The organism is Lichenicola sp. GTC18331 (genome assembly GCF_055386855.1).
This window is the reverse complement of record NZ_AP045015.1, coordinates 3,605,162-3,627,837: the sequence shown is the minus strand read 5'-3', so window position 1 is coordinate 3,627,837 and position 22,676 is coordinate 3,605,162. Positions and strand designations below refer to the sequence as shown.

Here is a 22,676-nt window from a genome sequence, read left to right as displayed (position 1 = left end):
CTCATGGACACCGCCATGCACGCTCCGGTCCTGCAGGAAGAGCTGGTCCGCGTTCGCGAATGCCGTCAGGCCTATCACAAGGAAAGCTCCGCCGACCTCGTGGTGCTCGACAATGTCGACCTCACCCTGCACGCGGGCGAGATCGTCGGCCTGCTCGGCCGCTCCGGCTCGGGCAAATCCACCCTGCTGCGCATCGTCTCCGGCCTGCTGCGCCCCACCTCCGGCGACGTGCGCTGGCGCGGGCAGCCGCTCACCGGCCCCGCCCCCGGCGTCGCCATGGTGTTCCAGAGCTTCGCCCTGTTCCCCTGGCTCACCGTGCAGGCCAACGTCGAACTCGGCCTCGAAGCCAAGGGCGTGCATCGCGCCGAGCGCGAGCGCCTCGCCGAGGAGGCGATCGACCTGATCGGCCTCGGCGGCTACGAGAACGCCTATCCCAAGGAACTCTCCGGCGGCATGCGTCAGCGCGTCGGCCTCGCCCGCGCCCTCGTGGTCCATCCCGACCTGCTGCTTATGGACGAGCCCTTCTCCGCGCTCGACGTGCTCACCGCCGAGAACCTCCGCACCGACCTCATCGAGCTGTGGTCGGAAAAGAAGCTGCCGGTGAAGGCCGTGCTGATCGTCACGCACAACATCGAGGAAAGCGTGCTCATGTGCGACCGCATCCTCGTGTTCTCCTCCAACCCCGGACGCGTCGCGCACGAACTCACCGTGCCCTTCCCGCACCCCCGCAACCGTCACGATCCCGCCTTCCGCCAGTTCGTCGACCGCATCTACGGGCTGATGACCAAGCGCGAGGTAGAGCCCCCGGTCGATGCCGCCGCCACCACAGGCGGCCTGCCGGCGCGCGCCTTCGCCCAGGCACTGCCGGAACTGCCGATGAACTTGATGGCCGGCCTGATGGAAACACTGGCCGAGCAGCCCTATCGCGGACGCGCCGACCTGCCGCTTCTGGCCGGCGCGCTGCAGCTCGAACTCGACGAGCTGCTGCCGCTGGGCGAAAGCCTGCAGATGCTCAAATTCGCCGAGCTGGCCGAAGGCGACATCCTGCTCACCGCGGAAGGCACACGCTTCGTCCAGGCAGACCGCGACGAGCGCAAGAGCATCCTCGCCGCCAGCCTGCTCAAGAACCTCGCTCTGGTCGGCGCCATCAAATCGGTGCTCGACGAGCGCTGGAACCACCGCGCCCGCGCCGAACGCTTCCGCGACGAGCTGGAAGACCACATGTCGCCGGATTACGCGCGCCAGACCTTGCAAACCGTGATCGGCTGGGGCCGCTACGCCGAACTGTTCGACTTCGACGAGGAAGCCGACCAGTTCTTCATCGAGGACGACGACGACTGAACCGCCGTCACCAGGACGACACGAAAAACCCCGGCCGTTTCCGCGCGCCGGGGTTTGTTGTTCTCAGGCCGGACGCTTCTGCAAGCGGTCGGCGTAGCGCTTCCTGAACTTCGCCACCTTCGGCGCCACCGCCACCTGGCAATAGCCGCTGTTCGGGTTGAGCGCGAAATAATCCTCGTGCTCCTGTTCCGCCGGCCAGAACACCGGCATCGGCGCGATCTCGGTGACGATCCGGCCGTCCCACACGCCTTCCGCCGCCACCTCCGCCACGATCGCCTCCGCGCGCGCCCGCTCGGCGTCGTCATGCACGTAGATCACCGAGCGATACTGGGTGCCGACATCGTTTCCCTGCCGGTTGAGCTGGGTCGGATCGTGGATGGTGAAGAACACGCGCAGAAGATCGTCGAACGACACCGCCGCCGGATCGTACTCCACGCGCACCACCTCGGCATGGCCTGTGTTGCCGGAACACACCTCCTTGTAGCGCGGCCTTTCCGTATGGCCGCCGGCATAACCGGACTGCACGGACAGAACGCCCTGCAACTCCTTGAACACCGCTTCCACGCACCAGAAGCAGCCACCGCCCAGAACGGTGGTCGCGGTGCCGCCCGATCGGTCGTCCGACATGCCGTATCCTTTTCCGTGTTTCATCGAACGTCACCAGATGGTCGTTCGGCGACGCGGTTGCAAACCCCCTTCAGGGAAACGCGGAATCGCACGGCCTGGGACGGCTTGCGGCATCCACGACACGCCTCGCCGCGAATTCCCCGGACCCGGAACTCGGTCCCGCAACGAACGCTTTGATCGCCGACGATCCGCTTACGCGACCAGCCTCAGGAGGGCGCCCTTGTCCGACAATCCTCTGGAAAACGACCCCGCCCGCGAGGAACGCATTCGGCACCGCGCCTATCACCTCTGGGAGGCCGACGGAAAGCCGCACGGCCGCGACGCGGAATACTGGGAACGCGCCAGCGAGCTGGTCGGTCTCGAGGACAGCGCGGGCGCGGGCCAGCTTCCGAACCCCGCCACGCTGCCGGGCGCGGATCCCTACAGGACAGAGCCGGTCGAGGAAGCCTTCATCCAGGACAATCTCGGCGAATTCCCTGACCGTCTCGCCGATCAGGGCGACATCCGCCCGACCCCCAGCAAGGAAGCCGAGGACGAGGTGGCTCACGAAAGCCCCGCTCCGGGTGCGGAAGGTCCGGCCGTCGCCAAACCGAAGCGCGCCAAGAAGGCAGCCGAGGCCGATACGGCAGCCAAGCCGAAACGCAGCGGCAAACCCAAAAGCTGAACCCCTCGAGGCGACGACCATCCTTCGACGGTCGCCGCCTCTTGGTTCTATTTCGGCACCACCACGGTCCCCCGGGGGACCGCCTTGTCCGGTCTGACGATCTTCGTCCGAGACGTGTCCCTGTGCGGTTTCACGACAGGCATCGCCGGATCGACCGTCGCCGGCGGCTTCATCACCGGCATGGTCGTGTCCACCGCCGGCGGCGGCTTGACCACCCCGTTCTCACTGGGGCCGCTCGCCGGCACATGGGTCGTCGCAGCCCCGTCCTGCGGGGCCGCTTCCGCCGTCCCGATCGTCGCGAGCAGCACCAGAGCGCCCGTCGCCATCCAACCCGTCCGCATCGCCGTTCTCCTCAGAACTCGTTCCGGAGCCGCGTCGGCACCTCCCAGAGATGCTCGCCGCTCAGGTGCAGGTCGATCCGGTAGGTCTCCGTCTCGCGGCCTCTCGTGCTGTCCATCACACGACTGAGCCACGGACCCAGCACCGGGTCCTCCGCCTTCAGGGCCACGGCCTCCACACGCGGAAGCCCCGCCATCCGACGCAGCATGGTTTCCCAGTCCGTATCCGGCATGCGCTGGTGCGCGCCGGCCTCCGCCGAGACCCAGGGCTGCTGCCGTGTCCGCTGCAAACGCTCCAGACCGCTCGGCAGATCCGCGTAGCGCAGATGGAACAGAAACAACGGTGCGAACCAGGGCGCTGCATCGATGCAGTGGAAGCCCGGCGCCCAGGACACGCGTCGGCGGATGATCACCGGCTTGCACATGGCGCTGCTGAAGCGCAGCCAGCGGCGTTGCGCACCGATGGGGCGCGACCAGTCGATCGCCGGCTCGTCCTCCGGCGCGTGAATCACGTCGAGCCCGATCGCCGTCACCACCGCGTTCTCCGGCAGGCCGGCGGCGAACGCGGCCAAGGACGGCGCCACATCCGGATCGGCCACCAGGATCTCGTCCACATCCACGTAGATCACGGCCCGGTACCAGCGCAGCAATCCGGCGCAGAGATCGCCGATGAAGCCGTTGCGCGTGGTGTCGTCCTGCGGCGAACGCGGGATCCGGATCACGCTGGCCCTGCCGGTGCGATCGGGCACGGTGCTGCCGTCGTCGCTGCCGTGATCCACGACATAGCAGTGCTCCTCGCCCACGGCGGCGCCGTAATGGCGCAGCCAGACAGGCAGGAACACCGCCTCGTTGTAGACCATGGTCACGATCGCGAGCGGCGCCTTCATGCGACGATCCTATCCCGAAACGAGCGGCAACAGAATGCCGCCGCGACCGGCGTTATGGCGGCTCTTGCTGGAAGCCCGACCGTCCTCCATACGTTCATCGCATGGCATCCATGCAACGGCTCTTGTCCCAAAAGTTCGACGCCCCGAAATTCGACGCCCCCGGGACAGGGGTTTCGCGATGATCTCCGGCTTCCGGTCCAGCCGGCTCGGCCTGCGCAAGACCATGGCGCAGATCGCGGCCGAGGCGGACTCGCATGGTCTGAAGCGCTCGCTCAGCGCGTGGCACCTGGTCATGCTCGGCATCGGCTCCATCATCGGCGCCGGCATCTACGTCATGACCGGAACGGCGGCGGCGAACTACGCGGGACCGTCGATCCTGCTTTCCTTCACCATCGCCGGACTGGCCTGCCTGTTCACCGCCCTGTCCTACGGCGAGCTGGCCTCCACCATGCCGGTCAGCGGCTCGGCCTATACCTACGCCTACGCGTCGATGGGCGAGCTGGCCGCCTGGATCGTCGGCTGGCTGCTGCTGCTCGAATACGGGATTTCGTCCGCAGGCGTCTCGGCCGGCTTCTCGGGCTATGCCGCCAGCCTGCTGGCCGATTTCGGCGTCCATGTGCCGAACTGGCTCACGGTGCCCTATATCCAGACCGTCCCCGGCCCGAACGGCACCACGCTGCTCGATGTCGGACACGGCATGAACCTGATCGGCGCCGGCGCCTCCCTGCTCGTCACCGGCGTGCTGGTGATCGGCGTGTCGGAATCCGCCCGGCTCAACAGCATCATCGTCGTGCTCAAGGTCTCGGTGCTGTTGTTGTTCGTGGCGCTCGGCATCCGCGCGATCCATCCCGCCAACTGGGTGCCGTTCATCCCGCCCAACGAGGGCGGTTTCCGCTACGGCATTCCCGGCATCTTCCGCGCCGCCTCGGTGATCTTCTTCGCCTATGTCGGCTTCGAGGCCGTGTCCACGGCATCGTCCGAAGCGCGCAACCCGAAGCGCGACGTGCCGATCGGCATCATCGGATCGCTGCTGGCCTGCACGCTGGTCTATATCTGCGTCGCCGCCGTGATGGTGGGCGTGGTGCCGTTCCGGGAACTCAACGTCGCCGATCCGCTGGCCATCGCGGTGAACGCCATGCACCAGCCCTGGCTCTCGCTGTTCATCAAGATCGGCGCCGTCACCGGCCTGTGCTCGGTGATGCTCGGCATGCAGTACGGCCAGAGCCGCATCTTCTTCACCATGTCGCGCGACGGGCTGCTGCCCAAGCCGTTCGGCGTGCTGCATCCGCGCTTCCGCACGCCCTGGCTCGGCACCATCCTGCTCGGCGTGGCCGTGGCCGCCGGAACCGCCCTGCTGCCGATCGACATCATCAGCGATCTGGTCAGCATCGGCACGGGCGCCGCGTTCGGGATCGTGAGCTTCACGGTGATCTGGCAGCGCAACGTTTGTCCCGATCTGCGCCCGCCCTTCCCGGTGCCGCTCGGCGGCATCCGCATCCGCGGCATCTGGCTCGGCATCGTGCCGATGCTCGGCATCCTGTTCTCGCTGCTGATGGTCGTTCCGCTGATGATCGATATGGTTCGCGCCCTGCTGAACCATAATCCGGTGCCGGCGTTGCTGTTCCTCACCTATTCGGCGATCGGCGCGCTCTGCTACCTGTTCTACGGCTTCCGCCATTCCAGGCTGGCCGCGGACAACAAGGCCGCCCGCCTTCCGGAGCGCCCATGCTAATCAATCGCGCCGTCACCATCGCCGCACTCCTGGTCGTGGGCCTGCTGGTGCTCAGCATTGGCACCTGGGTGCTGGCCTTCAACCCGCACTCCAGCAACACGGCGTTCCTGTCGGGCCCGTGGGTGCTGCAGCGCCTGCCGGTGGCGATCGGGCTGGTGATGGTGGTGGCGGGATTCCGGATGCTGTCCAGCACCAGGGTACCGACACCGGTCATGACCGACGACGACCCGGCCCCCTAAGGGACCGGGCAGATTAAATTACATCGTGTAATTTAATCGGTCAGTTGGCGCGCGGCGCCCGCTTCTCCGGCGTGGAATCGTTGGCCGCGACCGGAGTGTCCACCACCACCGAGCTGATGGTATCGCGCAGCACCTGCACCCGCACGTTCGGCGCGATCTCGACCTCGATCTCGCCCGAACCGTCCTTCACACGCTGCACAGTGCCGATGATGCCACCCGCCGTCACCACGCGGTCGCCGCGCTTCAGCGCCGAAAGCGTGGCCTTCAACTGCTTCTGACGCTGCTGCTGCGGGCGGATCAGCAGGAAGTAGAACACCGCGAACACCAGCACGATCGGCAGCATCGACGCATACTGGCCGAGCCCTCCCAGAGGGCCCGCATTCTGGGCGGCGTCCTGGGCAAAGGCAGGCGAAATGAGAAAGGACATGAAATCTTCCGACAAGAACCCGCGGCTTGCGGGCGTTCGGGCAGGACCATAGTTTTCGGCGCCCGTTCGTCAAGGAAACCGGAAGGATACGAGGCCCTCATGAACGCATCCGAACCCGGCCTCGCCGTCGCTCTCGCCCGGATCGCCGCAGCGCTGGAGCGCCTGTCGCCGCCGCCGGCGACGCCGAGCCTGGAGGGCGCCGACGCCTTCGTCTGGAACCCGCGTGCCGGCCGCCTCGACCCCGTGCCGACCGTCGCCGCCGTGCCCCTGTCCATGCTGGCCGGGATCGACCAGCAGGCGGGCATCCTGCTCGCCAACACCGAGCGTTTCGCGCGCGGTCTGCCGGCCAACAACGCCATGCTGTGGGGCGCGCGCGGCACCGGCAAATCCTCCCTGGTGAAGGCGGTGCACGGCCACGTGCTGGCGAGCGGCGAAACGCTGGCGCTGATCGAGATCCAGCGCGACGATCTCTCCACCCTGCCCGTCCTGCTGGACCATCTGCGTACGCAGGACCGACGGATCGTGCTGTTCTGCGACGATCTGTCGTTCGAACGGGAGGATGCCGACTACAAGGCGCTGAAATCGGTGCTGGATGGCGGCATACGCGGCCGGCCGGAGAACGTGCTGTTCTACGCCACCTCCAATCGCCGCCATCTGATGCCGCGCGACATGGTGGAGAACGAGAGCGGCACCGCCATCAACCCCGGCGAAGCGGTGGAGGAAAAGATCTCTCTGTCCGACCGGTTCGGTCTCTGGCTCGGCTTCCATTCGATCGATCAGGCCACCTATCTGGCCATGATCGAGCGCTACGCCGCCGCGCGCGGCCTCGATATCGCCCCGGAAACGCTGCGGGCCGAGGCACTGCTCTGGTCGGTGACGCGCGGCGCCCGGTCCGGCCGGGTCGCCTTCCAGTTCATCGAGGACCTGACCGGGCGCCTCGCCCGTTAAGCCAGCGCGTCCACGGCGTCGCACAGGGCGGCAGCGGTACGATCCCAGCCCACCGGGACGAACTCGCGCCGCACCCGCGCCCGCCAGTCCGCCAGACCATGCGGATCACGGATCGCGTTGCCGATCACCGACACCGCATCGTCCAGATCGAACGGATCGAAATAGCGCGCCAGCGTGCCGCCTGCTTCCGGCAGCGACGTCGTGTTGGAGCAGATGCAGGGCGCGCCTGCGGCCAGGCTTTCGCTGACCGGCAGACCCCAGCCTTCGTAGAAGGACGGGAACACGGTGAACAGGCAGTTGTCGTAGAGCGCGTGCAGCGACGCGTCGTCGAGCCCCTGGATCACATGCAGCTTGCCATCCAGGTTCCGGCTGTTCTCGATCTGGTTCATCAGGTCGTTCACCAGCCAGCCGACCTTGCCGGCGAACACCAGATCGGGGACCTGCTCCGGCCCCATCTCGTCCATCAAACGGCGCCACGCCCGGAACAACAGCAGATGGTTCTTGCGCGCCTCGATGGTGCCCACGAACAGCACGTAAGGACGTCTGCCCAGCCGAACGAGAAGCGATTCCGGCAGCGGCGCAGGCGCACCGCCCCGCGCCGACACGGCCCCGAACCCGGTCCCGACCGGCAGAACTCGGACCGGACCGACCAGCGGGATCGAATCGCGCGCACACCAGTTCTCGGTATCCGATGCCGTCGCCTGCGAATTGCCCAGCACCAGATCCGCCAGCGGCAGAACGGTACGATACCAGTTGCGATACACCCTGACCGTGCCGCGATCGACCCATTCCGGACGTCGTACCGGGATCACGTCGTGCACCAGCACAGCCAGGCGCAAGCCGAGCCGGCCGCGCGCATGACCCGCCATTTCGGCGTATTCCTGTTCGAACCAGGGCGAACCGAGCACCACAAGCACGTCGCCGCGCTGCGCGATCTCGGCCAGGCGGCGCGGTTTGGCCGGAGGCAGGGCTTCGAGCAAGGGCGGTGGGGTATCCCGCTCGAACACCAGTGCGCTGCCACGACGCAATCGGTCGAGCGACCAGACGGCGCCGCCGTGCAGACGATGCCGCACGGTCCGCTGCACTGTACAACCGAGCGCCGCGCCGGCCTGCACCTGCATCACCGCGAACAGGAAACCGGGACGTGCGATCCGCTCCGGCACCACCGACCTGAAACGGCGCAGAACCCGTCGCGCAAATCCGGCACGCTTCCGCTCCGGCACCGCAGGTGCCACCGCCGCCGACGCGACGGGTCGGGGCTCTGGCTGCTGTCCCAGCAGATCCGTCCGGCGATCGGTGATGCTCTGGAAACGGGCAGACAATTCGACCCAATCGGCTTCCACGAAGCCGCGCTCGTGCCCGCTCGCATGACGGACGAACCCGATCCGATTGCGCAGGGACGGATCGGCCCAGACCGCGCGATACACCTCATAGCAGACGCGCTGGATTCCAGTCGGCCGGGCATGATGCTCGGCGAAATCGATCAGATCCTCAACGTCGAACCAGATCCGCGCCGCTTCGCGCACCAGCGGAGCATCCGGCCGGCTCATGCCGCGCTTCCGGCGAGAACAGGCGCGAGGTCGACAGCCTCGGCCGACAGCCTGCCCAGGATCGCATCGGCGGACCGCGTCCAGGGTACGGGCACGAAATTGTTCCGCACCTGCTCCTGCCAGTCCGCGAGTGCATCGCGATCGGACAGAATTTCGTGGATCACGCGGGTGGCGTCGTTGAGATCATACGGATCGAGCATGCGGGTCAAACCGGCGCCAGCTTCGGGCAGCGATGTGTTGTCGGAGGTAACGCAGGGTTTGCCGAATGACAGGCTTTCCGTGACCGGAAGGCCCCAGCCCTCGAACAAGGATGGCAGCACCGTGAACAGGCATCCTTCATAGAGCCGCATCAGAACCGCATCGGACGGATCCTCGATGATCTGAAGTTTGCCGTCGCAGTAATTGGTGTTGGCGATCTGCGTCATCAGATCCGACACCAGCCAACCGATCCGCCCGGCGAACACCAGGGTCGGCAATTGCTCCGGCGGCATGATCTCGGCCAGCCGTCGCCAGACCTGGAACATCAGCGCATGGTTCTTGCGCGCCTCGATCGTGCTGACGAACAGGACGTAGCTGCCGGGCTTCGGCACGGCATGGTCGGGAACCGGCTCCAGCACCTGCGCCGTCGCCGCCTTGGAGGCCGGGAAACCCGTGCCGACCGGCATCGTCACGACCGGATCGGCCCGTCCCCGCGCGCGCAGCAGGCTGGAAACATCCCTGGCCGTGGCGTCGGAAATCGCAAACAAGGCGTCGCATTGCGGCAGGATCCCGTTCAACCACGCTCCGAACGTCTCGACCAGCGAACGGTGACACCATTCCGGCCTGAGAAGAGGGATCAGATCGTAGAGCAGCAGCCCGGTGTGCAAGCCCGCCTCGCGCCGCGCGCATTCCACCAGCCTGCCGTAATCGACGCGATGCCAGGGTGCGCCGAGCGACAGCAGCCAATCGCCCGGCTGGGCCACGTCGAGCAGCCGTGTCGGCACGTCGGCCCGCCTGGCGATCTGACTGGCTGCGTGCCTGACCGTTCCAACACCCGCGCGTCGCAGCTGCGCCAGGGATCGAAGCGCTTCGAGTTGCAGGGTGCGGAAGCGCGCGAATGGTTCGCGCGCCGTTTCGGGAAGGCGATGGTTCACGTAAAGCGCGGCGTGACGGCTGAACGCGCGAGCCCGCGCCAAGACGCCATCGCGCGCGCCGCTCGCGGACGGCGATGGATGCGCATGATCCGGCAACGGATTGTCGGTGGTGAGGCCGTGGCACAGGCGGCGCACGTCCTGCCAGTCGACGACGACGAATTCGTCCAGGGCCGGGTCGATTCGCAGATACGCGGAGCGAAGGCCGAAGGATCCGGCCTGCTGCTCGATCGCGGAATACAACTCGTATGTCAGACGCTGAATGCCGCTCAGTCGGGCGTTGTGCGCGACGTAATGGAACAAATCGTCGACATCGATCCAGACGGTCCGCTCAGCCGATGCCATGAATACCCTCTCCTGCCCATCGGGACAGGAAATATGACGAGGTCATGACGTCAATGTAAGACCACCGGCGACGACCAGACCCGCGACGCGGCCCGGAGCGGCCGGATCGAGCCGCGTCGTGCCGCCAGCAGCCAGCAGGAATGGGTGTAGAAACCGGTCGGTGCGCAGAAATCGTCCGTGCCGGCGTCGGACGATGCGAAGGCTCCGGGCGAGTTGCGCGGTGTTTTCCGGGGCATGATCGGGCGTGCGTGTTCCCATCTCGTCATGACGCAGAACGCAGGACGCGGCGACGACGATATCCAGTTTTCCCCTACGTAATCTAAGACAGAAATCGAGATCGTTCCAGGTCACCGGCAGGGTCTCGTCGAACCCGCCGAACGACGTGAACAGATCACTGCGCACGGCGAGACAGGCGCCCGTCACGGCGGAAACACGCCGGTGGAACGGAGTCGGTTCGGGGCCGCCATCGAGCCTGTGCGACGCCGTCAGACCGCGTCCGATCACAACGCCGTTATGTTGAACTCGGCCATCGGCGAACAGCAGTTTCGCCCCCGCGGCGCCGATATTTCGCTGTTGCAGCGCACAAACCAAACGCTGCAGCCAATCGTCGCGGAAACATTCTATATCGTTGTTCAGGAACACCAGTGTCGCACCGCGTGCATGCCGTGCGCCGTCATTGCACAGAGCCGACCAGTTGAAGGCGCCGGGATGTCGGATCACCGTGCATCCCTCCTGGCGATAGCGTTCCAGCAAGGCCAGCGCTTCGGCATTCTTGGTGCCGTTATCGACCAGAACGATCTCCACCTCGCCGCCGGCATAGGCGGCCGTGGTGAGCCGGATACTCTCCACGCAGCGTCGCAGCAGATGCGGCTGGTCACGCGTCGCGATCACCACGGAAACACTCGTTGCCACGAAGGCGTCTTCGGCGAACACGTCCATCGGCGGAGACGCATCGAAACGATGCAGCAGCGGCCAGGGAAGATGACGGGAACGCTGCGTCAGACCGGTTTTTCCGCGACGCAACACGAGGCCGGCGGACCGTTCCAGGAACGGCACAGAACGCACGCCGCTCCCGTCGATCCGATCCTCATCCGTACGCCACGATGCCGTCCGTGGACGACGCAGCGCGGCCAGAGCCACGGTGGACAAGGCGAACGGAGACAGCACGTCGCCCGGCCGAACCGAACCGTGGAGAACGCCGCGCCACCGGCCCGCGCGCGGCGTCGCATGCGTCCGCACGATGCGCGGATCCACCGGCGGCCTCCAGCCTTCCGGACAGGATCCCAGAAGATGCAGCCTCCAGCGGCCGTAACGCTGATCGCGCAGCGCAGACAACGTTGCGTCGAGCAACGCCGGGTCGGTACACGCATCCATCCGAAGCGTCAGGACCACGCGCATCCCGAACATGCGCAACAGCGACGCAGACCAATCGGCCACCCGAAACAGGGCGGCGTCGATCTCCGCCGCCCAGAGACGATAGCCCCAGCCCGGTCCCGCATCGTCATCGAGCGGATCGATGCCTTCGGGAAACAGCGCCGACAGGATCTCGTCGCGACGCGGGGGCCGACGCACCAGATCGGCGACGAAATCCGCGAGCCCGGCGGCATGCCGCCACGCCGCCGGAAATCCGTCCGGTCCGCCACCGGCGCGTTGCCAGAAGATACGGGCCGTGGCGCATCGATCGTCGAGCACCGCGTCGGAAACGGCCAGAAGCGATGCGGCCAGTTCTGCCAGGGTGCTGCCATGGGCAAGAAGATCGGCATGATGACGAAGACCAGGCCGATCCGGCACGGTTTGCAGAACCAGCCGATACAATCTGGCGACGTCGTCGAGACGGCGCCGATCCGGATCCGGCGAAAACGCGGTCGGAACGACCGGCTGCGACGGCAGAACCGGCGACGACGCGCCGCCATCGCGGCGGAGGCCGGCAGCGACACGGAAGCTCCCGAAAGCGGCCTGGGCTCCCAACATCGCCTCCTGAGTGCTGCGCGACAGGTGCTTCTAGCACCCGTCACGCAGCGACACTATCGCTTTGTTAGTCAACAGATACGATCGATCCCGCCCATGTAAGGCTGAAGAACAGTGGGGATGCTGATCGAGCCATCCTCGTTCTGGTTGTTCTCCATCACCGCGATCAGGGCGCGCCCGACGGCGACGCCGGAGCCGTTCAGCGTGTGGAGGAACTCGGTGCTCGCCTTGGCGCCGGCCACCGGCTCGCGGCGGAAGCGCGCGTTCATCCGGCGTGCCTGGAAATCGCGCGTGTTGGAACAAGACGAGATCTCTCGCCAGGCACCCTGCCCCGGCAGCCAGGCTTCCAGATCGTAGGTGCGCGCGGCGCCGAAGCCGGTATCACCCGCGCAGAGCAGCATACGGCGATAGGGGATGCCCAGCCGCTCCAGCACCGTCTCCGCCGCGCGGGTCATGCGCTCGTGCTCGTCGGCGCTGCTTTCCGGCGCCACCACCGACACCATCTCCACCTTCATGAACTGGTGCTGGCGCAGCATGCCGCGGGTGTCTCGCCCGGCCGCGCCGGCCTCGCTGCGGAAGCAGGCCGACAGCGCAGTGAGCCGGATCGGCAGCGTCGCCGCAGGGACGATCTCGCCTGCCGCGAGTGCTGTGAGCGGCACTTCGGCGGTGGGGATCAGCCAGCGCCCGTCGGTGGTGCAGAAGCTCTGATCGGCGAATTTCGGCAGCTTGTCGGTGCCGTACATCGCCGCCTCGCCCACCAGCAGCGGCACGGCGGTTTCCTCGTAGCCGTGCTCGGTCACGTGCAGGTCGAGCATGAACTGGCCGATCGCACGCTCCAGACGCGCCAGCGCGCCGCGCAGCACCACGAAGCGGCTGCCGGAGAGCTTGCTGGCGGCGGCGAAATCCATCAGCCCGAGCGCCTCGCCCAGCTCCCAGTGCTCCTTGGGCTGGAACGCGAAGTTCCGGCGTTCGCCGCGCTCGTGCACCACAACGTTGGCGGTCTCGTCGGCGCCTGCGGGCACGCCGTCGTCGAGCCGGTTCGGCAGCTCGGCCAGAATGGCCTGGATACGCTCGTCGGCGGATTTCGCCTCGGCGTCCAGCGCCGCCATTTCGGCCTGGGACGCCACGGATTCCGCTTCCAGCGCGCTGGTGTCGGCGCCGCTGCGCTTCGCCTGCCCGATCTCCTTGGAGATGGCGTTGCGCCGGGATTGCAGCTCCTGCAGCCGGGTCAGCGACGCGCGCCGCCCCTCGTCGATCGACACCAGCGACTGCGCCACCGGCGGCAGGCCGCGGCGGGCGAGATCGGCATCGAAGGCGTCGGGATCGGCGCGAAGGGCGCGCAGGTCGTGCATCAGCTGTCCTGTTCGGTCGGCGCCTCTCGCGCCTGTTTCGGCTCCACGAGGCGGGCGCAGATGATGGAGATCTCGTAGAGCCCGATCAGGGGCACGGCGAGACCGGTCTGGGTGATCACGTCGGGCGGGGTCAGGATCGCCGCCGCGACGAACGCGCCGACATAGGCGTAACGGCGAAGGCGCTTCAAGGTGGCCGAGTTCACCAGCCCCACCTTGGCGCACAGCGTCAGTACCACCGGCAACTCGAAGGCGATGCCGAAGGCCAGGATCAGCTTGGTGACCAGCGCCAGATATTCGCTGACCTTGGCCTGGAGCTGGATCTGCAGCTGGTCGGGTCCGTTGCCGGTCTGGAACGACAGAAAGAACTTCCAGGCGAACGGGAAGACGAAATAATAGGCGAGCGCGGCGCCGGCTAGGAACAGGATCGGGGTGGCGATGAGGAACGGCGCGAAGGCGCGCTTCTCGCTGCGGTAGAGGCCCGGCGCGATGAAGATCCAGGCCTGGCTCGCCATCACCGGAAAGCTCAGGAAGGTCGCGCCGAAGAAGGCGACCTTAACGTAGGTGAAGAACGCCTCGTAGAGCGCGGTATAGATCAGATGCGGCTGCTCGCCCTTCTCGGCCATGATGTGGGCGAGAGGCTGGGCCAGGAACAGGTAGATCCGTCCGGAGAAATGGTAGCAGATCGCGAACGAGATCGCGAAGGCGACCATGGACCAGATCAGGCGCCGTCTCAGTTCGATCAGGTGATCGAGCAGCGGCATCGGCTTGTCGTCGATCTGGTCGGCACTCACGAGTCTCGTCCCGGTTCTGTTCTTGTGGGCACGGGGGCGCTCAGTGCGGACGGCGCGCCGAGGGCGGCAGGCCGCCCGCCGCGTGCGGCGGCACGAAGCGGGGCGCCGTCGGCTTGGCCCTTTCCGCGCGCAGACGCCGTGCCAGCGTCGGTGGCAGGATGGAAGGCGCCGGATCGGCCGCTTCCGAAGGGTCCGGCGTGTCGGCCGCGAAATCGTTGAAGGCGGCCGCCGAGGTGCCGAGTTGCGGGCGCTCGTCCACCGTCACCGGCTCGGGCAGAACGGCCGGCGCAGCGGAGGTCTCGACCGTCTTCGTCTTGAACGGATCGTCCTGGAAGGTGCGGCGGATGCTGCCGTCGGAATCCAGCGCGCGCATCACCTGGCCGCGCACGTTGAGCGAGCGGAGCTGGCGGAACTGGTCGCGCGCCTCGCCCAGATCGGCCTCGCGGATCATCTCGTCCACATGGCCCTGGAATTCCTGCGCGAGCTTCCGGCCCTTCTTGATCATGTTGGTGACGGTGCGGATCGCCACCGGCATGTCCTTGGGGCCGATGAACAGAAGCGCCACGATGCCGATCAGAGCGAACTCGGAAAGATCCAGCCCAAACATTGCTTCCAGCGCCTCGACAACCGCCCCGGACCGCAGCCGAGCCTTCGATGCGATCCCCTAGCACGCGCGCAGACGCTCAGCCATCTCGCGCCGCGTCCGCCGGTTCCGCGTCCTCGCCGGGCGCGGACGGGGCGGCGGCGACGGCACCGGGAAGCTCCACCAGCAGCTCCTCGCGGCGTGGAAGGTCACGCAGATGGTTGAGGCCGAAGCGTTGCAGGAAGGCGGGCGAGGTGCCCCAGAGCACCGGCCGCCCCGGCACTTCCTTGCGTCCGCGCGGCACGATCAGCCCGGTTTCCAGGAGCTGGTCGAGGGTCTGCTGGCCGAGCGACACGCCGCGGATCGCCTCGATCTCGGTGCGCGTGCAGGGCTGGTGATAGGCGACGATCGCCAGCGTTTCCATCGCCACGCGCGGCAGGCGGCGCGGCCGTTCCAGCACCGTGGTCAGGGCCGGCGCCAGATCGGGCGCGGTGCGGAACTGCCAGCCGCCGCCCACCTCCACCAGCTCGACGCCGCGCCCGGCATAACGCGCCTGCACCGCCAGCAGGACGGCGCGCACATCGACCTCCTCCCCCTCGCCCAGCCGGGCCTGGAGCAGATCGGCCACCGCCGCCTCGCGCACCGGCTCGGCGGCGGCGAACACCAGCGCCTCCACCAGCCGGACCCGGTTCTCCGCGTCGTCACTCATGCCGCTTCCGCCTCCGGCACGGCCGCGCTCAGGCGCAGCATCACCGGCCCGAACGCTTCCTCCTGCTTCAGCTCGATCGCCCCGCTCTTGGCCATTTCCAGCCCGGCGATCAGCGTGCCGGCCAAAGCCGCGCGACGCGGCCAGCTCGGATCGCCATGCGGGTTCGCCGGCGTCTCGGACGGGCTCGGCAGGAACCGCTCCAGGGTGCACCAGTCCGCCGCAACGTCGCCCACGAGTTGCCGCAACCTTTCCAGCGCATCCTGCACGGTCCAGAACGAGGGCGGACGCGGACGGTACACGCCGCGACGCGCGGTGCGGCGACAGGCGGCCATGTAGGCGGCGAGCAACTGCCCCATGTCGAGAGACAGGCCGCTGCGGTCGATCTCGCGCAGCTGTTCGGCGGCCCCGCGCGAGAACACGTCGCGTCCGAGTTGCGGGCGTCGGTCCAGCCAGCGCGCCGCTTCGCCGATCCGGGCCAGTTCCAGCAGCCGTTCCTGCAACGCCTCGGCGGCGATCTCGCCTTCCTCCGCCGCGGCGGGATCGTCCGGCAGCAGCAGGCGCGATTTCAGCCAGGCGAGCCAGGCCGCCATCACCAGCCAGTCCGCCGCCAGCTCCAGCCCCACCGGTGCGCTTCGCACCACCGCGAGATACTGCTCCACCAGGGTCAGGATGGAGATGCGCGCCAGATCGACCTTCTGCGAGCGGGCCAGATCGAGCAGCAGATCGAGCGGCCCTTCGAACCCGTCGAGCTGGAGCATCGGCGCCACCGAGACCGGCTCCGTCGGCACGACCGGCGCGGGACCTTCCGCCGGCGGCGCGGTCACCATGGCAGCAAGGATGCCCGTTCGGCGGCGAGCGCATCACGGTCGAGCGACTGTTTGCGCGTGGCCGCGAGCGTTGACGCCGCATCGAGACGCGCGCGCACGGCTGCGTCCGGCGCTGGCGAGGCGGCCAGCACGGAGCGGGTTTCCGCCAGCACGCCGGAACAGTGCAGCGCCACGTCGCAGCCGGCCGCGAGCGCCGCCGCGGCCAGGGCGCCGGGCTCGCCGCTCACCGCGTGCATGGACAGATCGTCGGACACGATCAGCCCGGTGAAGCCCAGCTCGCGCCGGAGAACGCCCTCGATCACCGTGCGCGACAGGGTAGCGGGCTGGTTCGGATCGAGCGCGCGGTAGCGGATATGCGCGGTCATCATCCAGGGCAGGTCGCGATTGGCGCGGAACGGCAGCAGGTCGTTCTCGTCCAGCCCGTCCAGTTCCGGCAGGGCCAGATGGCTGTCCACCAGCGAGCGTCCATGGCCGGGCGCGTGCTTGCCGACCGGCTGGATCCCCGCCGCCAGCAGACCGTCGGCGAAGGCCGCGCCGAGCACCGCGACGGAATCGGGATCGGCGGAAAAGGCGCGATCGCCGATCACCGCATCGGCGCCGGGCACATGCAGATCGAGCACCGGGGCGCAGACCAGATCGAACCAGGCCCCGGCGCATTGCAGGCCGATCAGCGCGCCGCACAGGAAGGCGGCGCGCAGACCGGATTGCGGGTCACAGGCATAGACCGCGCCGACGGCGGCGGCGGGCGGATGCGCCTGCCAATGCGGCGGGCGCAGACGGGCGACACGGCCGCCCTCCTGATCCACGCAAACGAGCAACCCCGGCACCGTTTCGCGCAGCGCGGCGATCAGGGCGGCGAGCTGGTCCGGCGTTTCCACGTTGCGCTTGAACAGGATCACGCCGAGCGGCGGCATCTCGCGCAGCAGATCGCGCTCCGCCGGCAGCAAAGCCGGGCCGGACAGGCCGACGATGGCGGCGCGCCGGGACGTCATCAGAAATCGGCCAGGGTGCAGGCGATCCCGCTCTGCTTGGCCTGCTGACAAAAGCTGGTGGCCTCCGCAATGCTGGCGAAACCGGCCGTGCGCAGACGGAAGAACTGCTTGCCGTCGTGGGTGGTGGTCGCGATCACCGGCTTGTGGCCGGAGAACAGGGACGGCGCGCGACGCGACAGCCGCGACCACTCGCTGCGGGCGGCGGCGTCGCTGTCCAGCGCCGCCAGTTGAACCGCGTAGCGGCCACCGGTCGCGCCCTGGTCGGAGGAAGGCGCAGGATTCCGATCGGCAGGCGCCGCCTGGGACGGCGCAGGCATCGCCGATGCGTTGTCGTCCCGCGCGGCAGGGGCGGGTGCCGGAACCGCCGCCGAGGTCGCCGCAGGAGCCGGCACGCTGGGCGCGGCCACGGCGGGCGGCGGTACTGCGGGAGGCGTTACTGCGGAAGGCTTCGGCGCAGGCGGCGGGCTGTCGGCCTGACGCGCCCGGTCGACCTCGGCCTGCAGCGCCTGCGGAGCCGCTTCCTCGGGTCCGGGCGCCAGGATCTGCTTGCCGTTGTCGGCCGTGGTCGAAACCTGCGGACCCATCAACTGCATGCCGCCAGGATCGAGCGGCTTCACCCGCACCGGGCCGGACGGGGGCGCCAGGATCGGGATACCGCCCTGGTGATGGCCGAGCAGGCTCCAGCCGCCGACCATCAGCACCAGAACGCCGCCGAGCCCGCCTGCGACGATGGCCAGCTTCTTGGTGCCGGAATCCATGCCGCGCTGACCGCCGCCGGACGGGCGCGGCCGATCCTCGGCGCTCGCGGCCAGGCGGGCCTGACGCTCCTCTTCCACCAGATCACGGTCCTGGCTCATCACGCCTCCTTGCGCCGGGGAACGATCCGGCCGCGCCTCAGCGCATCTCTTCCACCGGCTCCACGCCCAGAACGGCCAGGCCGGAGCGGATCACCGTGGCGGTGGCCTCCACCAGGGCCAGACGCGCGCGAGTCGCATCCGGCTCGGCATCCTGCAGGAAGCGCAGGGTCGCATCATCGCGTCCACGGTTCCAGAGCGCATGAAAATCGCCGGCCAGATCGTTGAGATAGAACGCAACACGATGCGGCTCGCGCGCCAGCGCCGCGCCCTCGATCACGCGCGGCCAGTTGGCGATGCGACGCACCAGCGCCAGCTCCGGCTCCGCCTGCAGGCTGGAAAGCGGCACGGCGGCCAGCGTCGCCGCATCCACGGAACCGAACGCGCCGGTCTCGGCCGCCGCGCGCAGAACCGAGCGGCAGCGGGCATGGGCGTACTGCACATAGAACACCGGGTTGTCGCGCGTCTGCGCCACCGCCAGATCGAGATCGAACTCCATCTGCGCGTCCGGCTTGCGGGTCAGCATGGTGAAGCGCACCGCGTCCCGGCCCACCTCGTCCAGAAGATCGCGCAAGGTGACGAAGGTGCCGGCGCGCTTGCTCATGCGCACGGGCTGGCCGTCCTTCAGAACATGCACGATCTGGCAGATCACCGCCTCGAACGCGACCGGTCGGTCGGAATAGGAGGGCGCGATCGCCGCCACGGCCGAGCGCATCCGCGACACGTAGCCGCCATGGTCCGCGCCCAGCACGTCCACCAGGACGTCGGCGCCACGGGCGATCTTGTCGCCGTGATAGCCGATGTCGTTGGCGAAATAGGTGTTGGCGCCGTCCGCCTTGCGCAAAGGCCGGTCCACGTCGTCGCCGAACTGGGTGGCGCGGAACAGGGTCTGCGGACGCGCTTCCCAATCGGCGGTCATCTTGCCCTTGGGCGGCTCCAGCACGCCTTCGTAGAGCAGCCCGGCCGCATCCAGACGGCCGATCGCCTCGTCCGCCACGCCGCGCTGGAGGATCTCGCGCTCGGAGGTGAACACGTCGTGCCGGACCCCGAGCAGGGCAAGATCCTCGCGGATCGCGCGCAGCATCCAGTCGAGCGAGAAATCGCGCACCGTGTCGAGCCATTGCTCGGTCGGCAGCGGGCGCTTCCCGGCATCGGCCAGGGCGCCGCCATGCTGCTCCGCCAGCGCCACGCCCACCGGGATCAGGTATTCGCCGCGATATTGCAGCGCGCCGCCCGGCACCAGCGTCTCGAACTCGGCTTCCGGCATGGCCGTGCCGAGCGCCTCGAGGTAGCGCCAATAGACCACCCAGGCCAAAGCCAGCACCTGCGCGCCGGCATCGTTGACGTAGTATTCCTTGGTGACCGCGAAGCCGGCCTTGGTCAGCAGGTTGGCGAGCGCATCGCCCACCACGGCGCCGCGGCAATGCCCCACATGCATCGGCCCGGTCGGGTTGGCGGACACGTATTCCACGTTGATCCGCGTGCCCTCGCCCACCGTGCCGTCGCCGAAGGCAATGCCTTCCTGAAGAACCGCCGGCAGAACGGCGCGCAGCGAGTCGGCGGACAGGGTGATGTTCACGAAGCCCGGCCCGGCCGCCACGGCGCTCTCGATCCCGTCCACTCCCGCCAACGCCTCGGACAGGGCGGCAGCGATCTCGGCCGGCTTGCGGCGCGCCGGCTTGGCGGCCAGCAGGGCGGCGTTGGTGGCCATGTCGCCATGGCTCGGATCGCGGGTCGGCGTCACCTCGATTCGCGACAACACGGCATCGGGCAGGTCGGGCACGATCTGCCGCAGCGCTTCGACGACATGGTTGCGGGTGGTAGCGAACAGGTTCTCGGCCATCTGCCTCTGGTTCCTTGTGCGAGCCGGAGCTCAGGCCGGGGTTTCAGCGCGTCGGCCGCCTCCGCGTCAACCGTTCCGGCTCCGCGCGGCGACGGCGCGCTTGAACCGGCAGCGCGACCGGGCCATTTTCGGGGAGCGGCGACGACGTTCCCGCGCCCCGCACAGCAGGGGGGTTTCAAGACCGGGACGGCCCGGCAGCGCTCGAAAGGAGCCTGCCCATGGCCTGGATCGCCATCATCGCCGCCGGTCTGCTGGAAGTGGTCTGGGCGGCCGCGATGAAACAGGCGCGCGGCTTCGCCGACCCACGCGCCCTGGTCGTGATGGTCGTCGCGATGGCCGGCAGCATCGTTCTTCTGGCCTGGGCCATGCGCACCCTGCCGCTCGGCACCGCCTATTCGGCCTGGACCGGAATTGGCGCCCTGGGCGCGTTCGCGGTCGGCATCGTCGTGTTCGGCGAGGCCGCGACCCCGGCACGGATTCTGGCGGCCGCCCTGATCCTCGGCGGTCTCATTTTGATGAAACTGTCTCCAGATACATGACGGTCGCGGTACAAACGTCGATGCGGACCCTTCAAGTCCGGATACGAGATGCTATGTCTTCGCCCATGGACACGCAGCACGCCGATCCGGTCGCCCAGGCGGCCTCCTCGCCCGCCATCCCGTTCACGGTCTCGGACCGGGCGGCGGAGCGGATCGGCGAGATCGTTTCCGCCCAGCCCGGCAGCACCGGACCCGGCTATCGCATGCTGCGCGTCGCGGTTCTGGCCGGCGGATGCAGCGGCTTCCAGTACAGCTTCAAGCTCGACGACGCGGTGAACGAGGACGACCGGGTGATCGACGCCAACGGCGCCCGCGTGGTGGTGGACGAAACCAGCCTCGATCTTCTCGGCGGCGCCGAGCTGCATTTCTCGGACGCGCTGATGGGCGCGCATTTCACCGTCCGCAACCCGAACGCGACCTCGTCCTGCGGTTGCGGCACCTCGTTCTCGATCGACTGAGGTGCGGTTCGCGACCTGGAACGTCAACTCGGTCCGGCAGCGCCAGGGCCTCGTGACGGACTGGCTGTCCCGGAACAGCCCCGACCTTCTGTTGCTGCAGGAAATCAAATGCGAAACGGCGCAGTTCCCCGCCGACGCGTTTCGCGATGCTGGCTACGACAGCGTCGTCGTCGGACAGAAGAGCTATAACGGCGTCGCGATCCTGTCGCGCTCGCCCGTCGCCGTGCGTCACCGCCACCTTCCCGGTCTCGAAGCGCCGGAAGGCGGCGAGCATCAGGCCCGCTATGTCGAGATCGAGACCGGCGGCATCGTGTTCGGCAATCTCTACCTCCCCAACGGCAATTCCGGCGGCGCGGACGGCTATGCCGCGAAGCTGCGCTGGATGGACGCACTGATCGCCCATGCGCGCGACATGCTGGATTCGGACACGGATTTCGTTCTGGCCGGCGACTACAACGTCGCCCCCACGGACGAGGATTTCGCCGCCGGCGCGCTTTCCGCCGACGACGCCCTCGTGCGGGTGGAAACGCGCGAGCGCTTCCGTGCCCTGCAATGGCTGGGTCTCACCGACGCCGTGCGCGCCCTCACGCCGCATGGCGCCGTCTACACGTTCTGGGATTATCAGGCCGGCTGCTGGCCGCGCGATCGCGGTCTGCGCATCGACCACGCCATGCTGTCGCCCCGCATCGCCGAACGGCTGGTCAGCGCCGTGCCGGACCGGATGGAGCGGGACAAGCCGCAGCCGTCTGATCACGTGCCGCTGGTGGTGGAGTTGGCGGAGTAGCGTTGGCCCTTCGTCGTGGCATCAGCGAGGCTGCGCGTCGAAGCCCTTGTGCAGTTCGGCCATGTACCGCGTTGCCCACGCCGTTCGCGCAGCACCTGCCATCGAGGCCGTGGGCAGCAGGACGATCGTGATCTGCCAGCCCCGATCAGTCGAACGGACGAACTGCGCCGCAAGCATCTTGTCGGGTATAGAAATCCCGCTATCGCCCAGCCGATCGAGCGCGCGTGGCCATGGAGAGTCGCTCCCTCGCCCGGCCAGCTTCTGCATGTCGGCCGGGACGAGCGCCCAGCATTCATGCTGCAATGGGCTTTGATCGGGTAGTTCCGGCACGATCGCTCCGTCGATCCGGTTCGGATCGGCGCATTGCGGAGGCACCCCGACCGGACCGGGAGGACCGCCGAACACGCCCGTCGCCGTCGCCAGGATCATCTGGTCGAGCCGGTGTTCGGTCACATGCGCCAGGATCTGCTGCTGCAACCCGTTCGGCAGCGTGGCATAGGCAACCTGCAGCCAGTTGCCCTGCGGCAGCGGCAAGCTGTGCCCGGCAAACGGGATCGACCCGGTTCGGATTTCTCCCAGAGGCGGCATCGAAACGATGCCCTTGGCCGCCTTCTCGGTCGTTTCGGATTGGAAATGCGGCGCAGCGTCTCCGTCCCGCGTGACAGCCCGCCAATGCGGCAGCTCCGGCGGAAACATGGCGGCAAGCGCGAACAAACCCAGCGACGAGATCAAACAAAAACGCCAGGCC

24 protein-coding genes are annotated in these 22,676 nt (G+C 68.0%); 8 read left to right on the top strand and 16 right to left on the bottom strand.

The genetic code is table 11. The features are described 5' to 3' along the window. Positions 1–3: 3 nt before the first annotated feature. Positions 4–1,341 (top strand): ABC transporter ATP-binding protein, encoded by a 1,338-nt coding sequence (locus ACZ5BM_RS16605; RefSeq protein ID WP_498909252.1) that lies wholly within the window; start codon positions 4–6, stop codon positions 1,339–1,341. A gap of 63 nt (positions 1,342–1,404) precedes the next feature. On the opposite strand, the gene msrA is transcribed toward ACZ5BM_RS16605, so the two are convergent. Continuing rightward, complete coding sequence (gene msrA / locus ACZ5BM_RS16600; RefSeq protein WP_498909251.1) at positions 1,405–1,968, bottom strand: peptide-methionine (S)-S-oxide reductase; 564 nt, start codon at positions 1,966–1,968, stop codon at positions 1,405–1,407. A 220-nt stretch (positions 1,969–2,188) separates the two neighbouring features. Here msrA and ACZ5BM_RS16595 point away from each other — a divergent pair, with 220 nt between their 5' ends. Beyond that, on the top strand, positions 2,189–2,632 hold the full coding sequence (locus ACZ5BM_RS16595) for a DUF2934 domain-containing protein (protein WP_498909250.1): 444 nt from the start codon (positions 2,189–2,191) through the stop codon (positions 2,630–2,632). A gap of 47 nt (positions 2,633–2,679) precedes the next feature. Here the strand turns inward: ACZ5BM_RS16595 and ACZ5BM_RS16590 are convergent, their stop codons facing one another. Next, on the bottom strand, positions 2,680–2,973 hold the full coding sequence (locus ACZ5BM_RS16590; protein ID WP_498909249.1) for a hypothetical protein: 294 nt from the start codon (positions 2,971–2,973) through the stop codon (positions 2,680–2,682). Positions 2,974–2,984: 11 nt separating this feature from the next. After that, a complete protein-coding gene (locus tag ACZ5BM_RS16585) occupies positions 2,985–3,857 on the bottom strand; it encodes a glycosyltransferase family 2 protein (protein WP_498909248.1) in 873 nt (290 codons plus the stop codon). A gap of 178 nt (positions 3,858–4,035) precedes the next feature. Here ACZ5BM_RS16585 and ACZ5BM_RS16580 point away from each other — a divergent pair, with 178 nt between their 5' ends. Both ACZ5BM_RS16580 and ACZ5BM_RS16575 read left to right on the top strand, forming a co-directional pair. Continuing rightward, on the top strand, positions 4,036–5,589 hold the full coding sequence (locus ACZ5BM_RS16580; protein ID WP_498909247.1) for an amino acid permease: 1,554 nt from the start codon (positions 4,036–4,038) through the stop codon (positions 5,587–5,589). After that, positions 5,583–5,828, top strand: coding sequence for a hypothetical protein (locus ACZ5BM_RS16575; RefSeq protein WP_498909246.1), 246 nt, complete (start codon positions 5,583–5,585; stop codon positions 5,826–5,828). The genes ACZ5BM_RS16580 and ACZ5BM_RS16575 overlap by 7 nt, the downstream gene beginning before the upstream one ends. 40 nt (positions 5,829–5,868) lie before the next feature. On the opposite strand, the gene yajC is transcribed toward ACZ5BM_RS16575, so the two are convergent. After that, entirely contained in the window at positions 5,869–6,255 is a 387-nt protein-coding gene (gene yajC / locus ACZ5BM_RS16570; protein WP_498909244.1) for a preprotein translocase subunit YajC, read from the bottom strand. A 99-nt stretch (positions 6,256–6,354) separates the two neighbouring features. Here yajC and ACZ5BM_RS16565 point away from each other — a divergent pair, with 99 nt between their 5' ends. Then, on the top strand, positions 6,355–7,203 hold the full coding sequence (locus tag ACZ5BM_RS16565) for an ATP-binding protein (protein WP_498909243.1): 849 nt from the start codon (positions 6,355–6,357) through the stop codon (positions 7,201–7,203). Here ACZ5BM_RS16565 and ACZ5BM_RS16560 read toward each other — a convergent pair. The 11 genes from ACZ5BM_RS16560 to argS form a co-directional block, all read right to left on the bottom strand. Beyond that, the gene (locus ACZ5BM_RS16560; RefSeq protein WP_498909242.1) at positions 7,200–8,753 is read right to left on the bottom strand and encodes a glycosyltransferase family 4 protein; all 1,554 of its coding nucleotides are present in this window, start codon (positions 8,751–8,753) and stop codon (positions 7,200–7,202) included. The two genes, ACZ5BM_RS16565 and ACZ5BM_RS16560, sit on opposite strands and share 4 nt — an antisense overlap. Next, complete coding sequence (locus ACZ5BM_RS16555) at positions 8,750–10,228, bottom strand: glycosyltransferase family protein (RefSeq protein WP_498909241.1); 1,479 nt, start codon at positions 10,226–10,228, stop codon at positions 8,750–8,752. Before ACZ5BM_RS16555 ends, ACZ5BM_RS16560 begins: the two co-directional genes overlap by 4 nt. A gap of 42 nt (positions 10,229–10,270) precedes the next feature. After that, on the bottom strand, positions 10,271–12,199 hold the full coding sequence (locus ACZ5BM_RS16550) for a glycosyltransferase (RefSeq protein ID WP_498909240.1): 1,929 nt from the start codon (positions 12,197–12,199) through the stop codon (positions 10,271–10,273). A gap of 68 nt (positions 12,200–12,267) precedes the next feature. Further along, complete coding sequence (serS, locus tag ACZ5BM_RS16545; protein ID WP_498909239.1) at positions 12,268–13,548, bottom strand: serine--tRNA ligase; 1,281 nt, start codon at positions 13,546–13,548, stop codon at positions 12,268–12,270. Further along, positions 13,548–14,309 carry a twin-arginine translocase subunit TatC gene (gene tatC / locus ACZ5BM_RS16540; RefSeq protein WP_498911692.1) on the bottom strand — a complete coding sequence of 254 codons (762 nt, stop codon included), beginning with the start codon at positions 14,307–14,309 and terminating at the stop codon, positions 13,548–13,550. Before tatC ends, serS begins: the two co-directional genes overlap by 1 nt. Positions 14,310–14,379: 70 nt before the next feature. Beyond that, positions 14,380–14,946, bottom strand: a complete 567-nt coding sequence (gene tatB, locus ACZ5BM_RS16535) for a Sec-independent protein translocase protein TatB (RefSeq protein ID WP_498909238.1) — start codon at positions 14,944–14,946, stop codon at positions 14,380–14,382. 76 nt (positions 14,947–15,022) lie between these two features. Beyond that, entirely contained in the window at positions 15,023–15,631 is a 609-nt protein-coding gene (gene scpB / locus ACZ5BM_RS16530) for an SMC-Scp complex subunit ScpB (protein ID WP_498909237.1), read from the bottom strand. Continuing rightward, positions 15,628–16,458, bottom strand: coding sequence for a segregation and condensation protein A (locus ACZ5BM_RS16525; protein WP_498909236.1), 831 nt, complete (start codon positions 16,456–16,458; stop codon positions 15,628–15,630). Before ACZ5BM_RS16525 ends, scpB begins: the two co-directional genes overlap by 4 nt. Continuing rightward, positions 16,452–17,450: a glycoside hydrolase family 3 protein gene (gene nagZ, locus ACZ5BM_RS16520; RefSeq protein WP_498909235.1), complete on the bottom strand. Its 999-nt coding sequence runs from the start codon at positions 17,448–17,450 to the stop codon at positions 16,452–16,454. The genes ACZ5BM_RS16525 and nagZ overlap by 7 nt, the downstream gene beginning before the upstream one ends. Continuing rightward, positions 17,450–18,307, bottom strand: a complete 858-nt coding sequence (locus ACZ5BM_RS16515; RefSeq protein WP_498909234.1) for an SPOR domain-containing protein — start codon at positions 18,305–18,307, stop codon at positions 17,450–17,452. Before ACZ5BM_RS16515 ends, nagZ begins: the two co-directional genes overlap by 1 nt. A 37-nt stretch (positions 18,308–18,344) precedes the next feature. Further along, on the bottom strand, positions 18,345–20,147 hold the full coding sequence (argS, locus tag ACZ5BM_RS16510; RefSeq protein WP_498909233.1) for an arginine--tRNA ligase: 1,803 nt from the start codon (positions 20,145–20,147) through the stop codon (positions 18,345–18,347). Between the two features lie 218 nt (positions 20,148–20,365). Between argS and ACZ5BM_RS16505 the strand changes: the two genes are divergently transcribed. The 3 genes from ACZ5BM_RS16505 (at position 20,366) to ACZ5BM_RS16495 (ending at position 21,928) form a co-directional block, all read left to right on the top strand. Next, positions 20,366–20,686 (top strand): DMT family transporter, encoded by a 321-nt coding sequence (locus tag ACZ5BM_RS16505; RefSeq protein ID WP_498909231.1) that lies wholly within the window; start codon positions 20,366–20,368, stop codon positions 20,684–20,686. Between the two features lie 65 nt (positions 20,687–20,751). Next, positions 20,752–21,144, top strand: a complete 393-nt coding sequence (locus ACZ5BM_RS16500; RefSeq protein WP_498911690.1) for a HesB/IscA family protein — start codon at positions 20,752–20,754, stop codon at positions 21,142–21,144. A gap of 1 nt (position 21,145) precedes the next feature. Further along, positions 21,146–21,928 (top strand): exodeoxyribonuclease III, encoded by a 783-nt coding sequence (locus ACZ5BM_RS16495; RefSeq protein ID WP_498909230.1) that lies wholly within the window; start codon positions 21,146–21,148, stop codon positions 21,926–21,928. Positions 21,929–21,949: 21 nt separating this feature from the next. On the opposite strand, the gene ACZ5BM_RS16490 is transcribed toward ACZ5BM_RS16495, so the two are convergent. Beyond that, positions 21,950–22,660 (bottom strand): hypothetical protein, encoded by a 711-nt coding sequence (locus ACZ5BM_RS16490; protein ID WP_498909229.1) that lies wholly within the window; start codon positions 22,658–22,660, stop codon positions 21,950–21,952. Between the last annotated feature and the right edge of the window lie 16 nt (positions 22,661–22,676).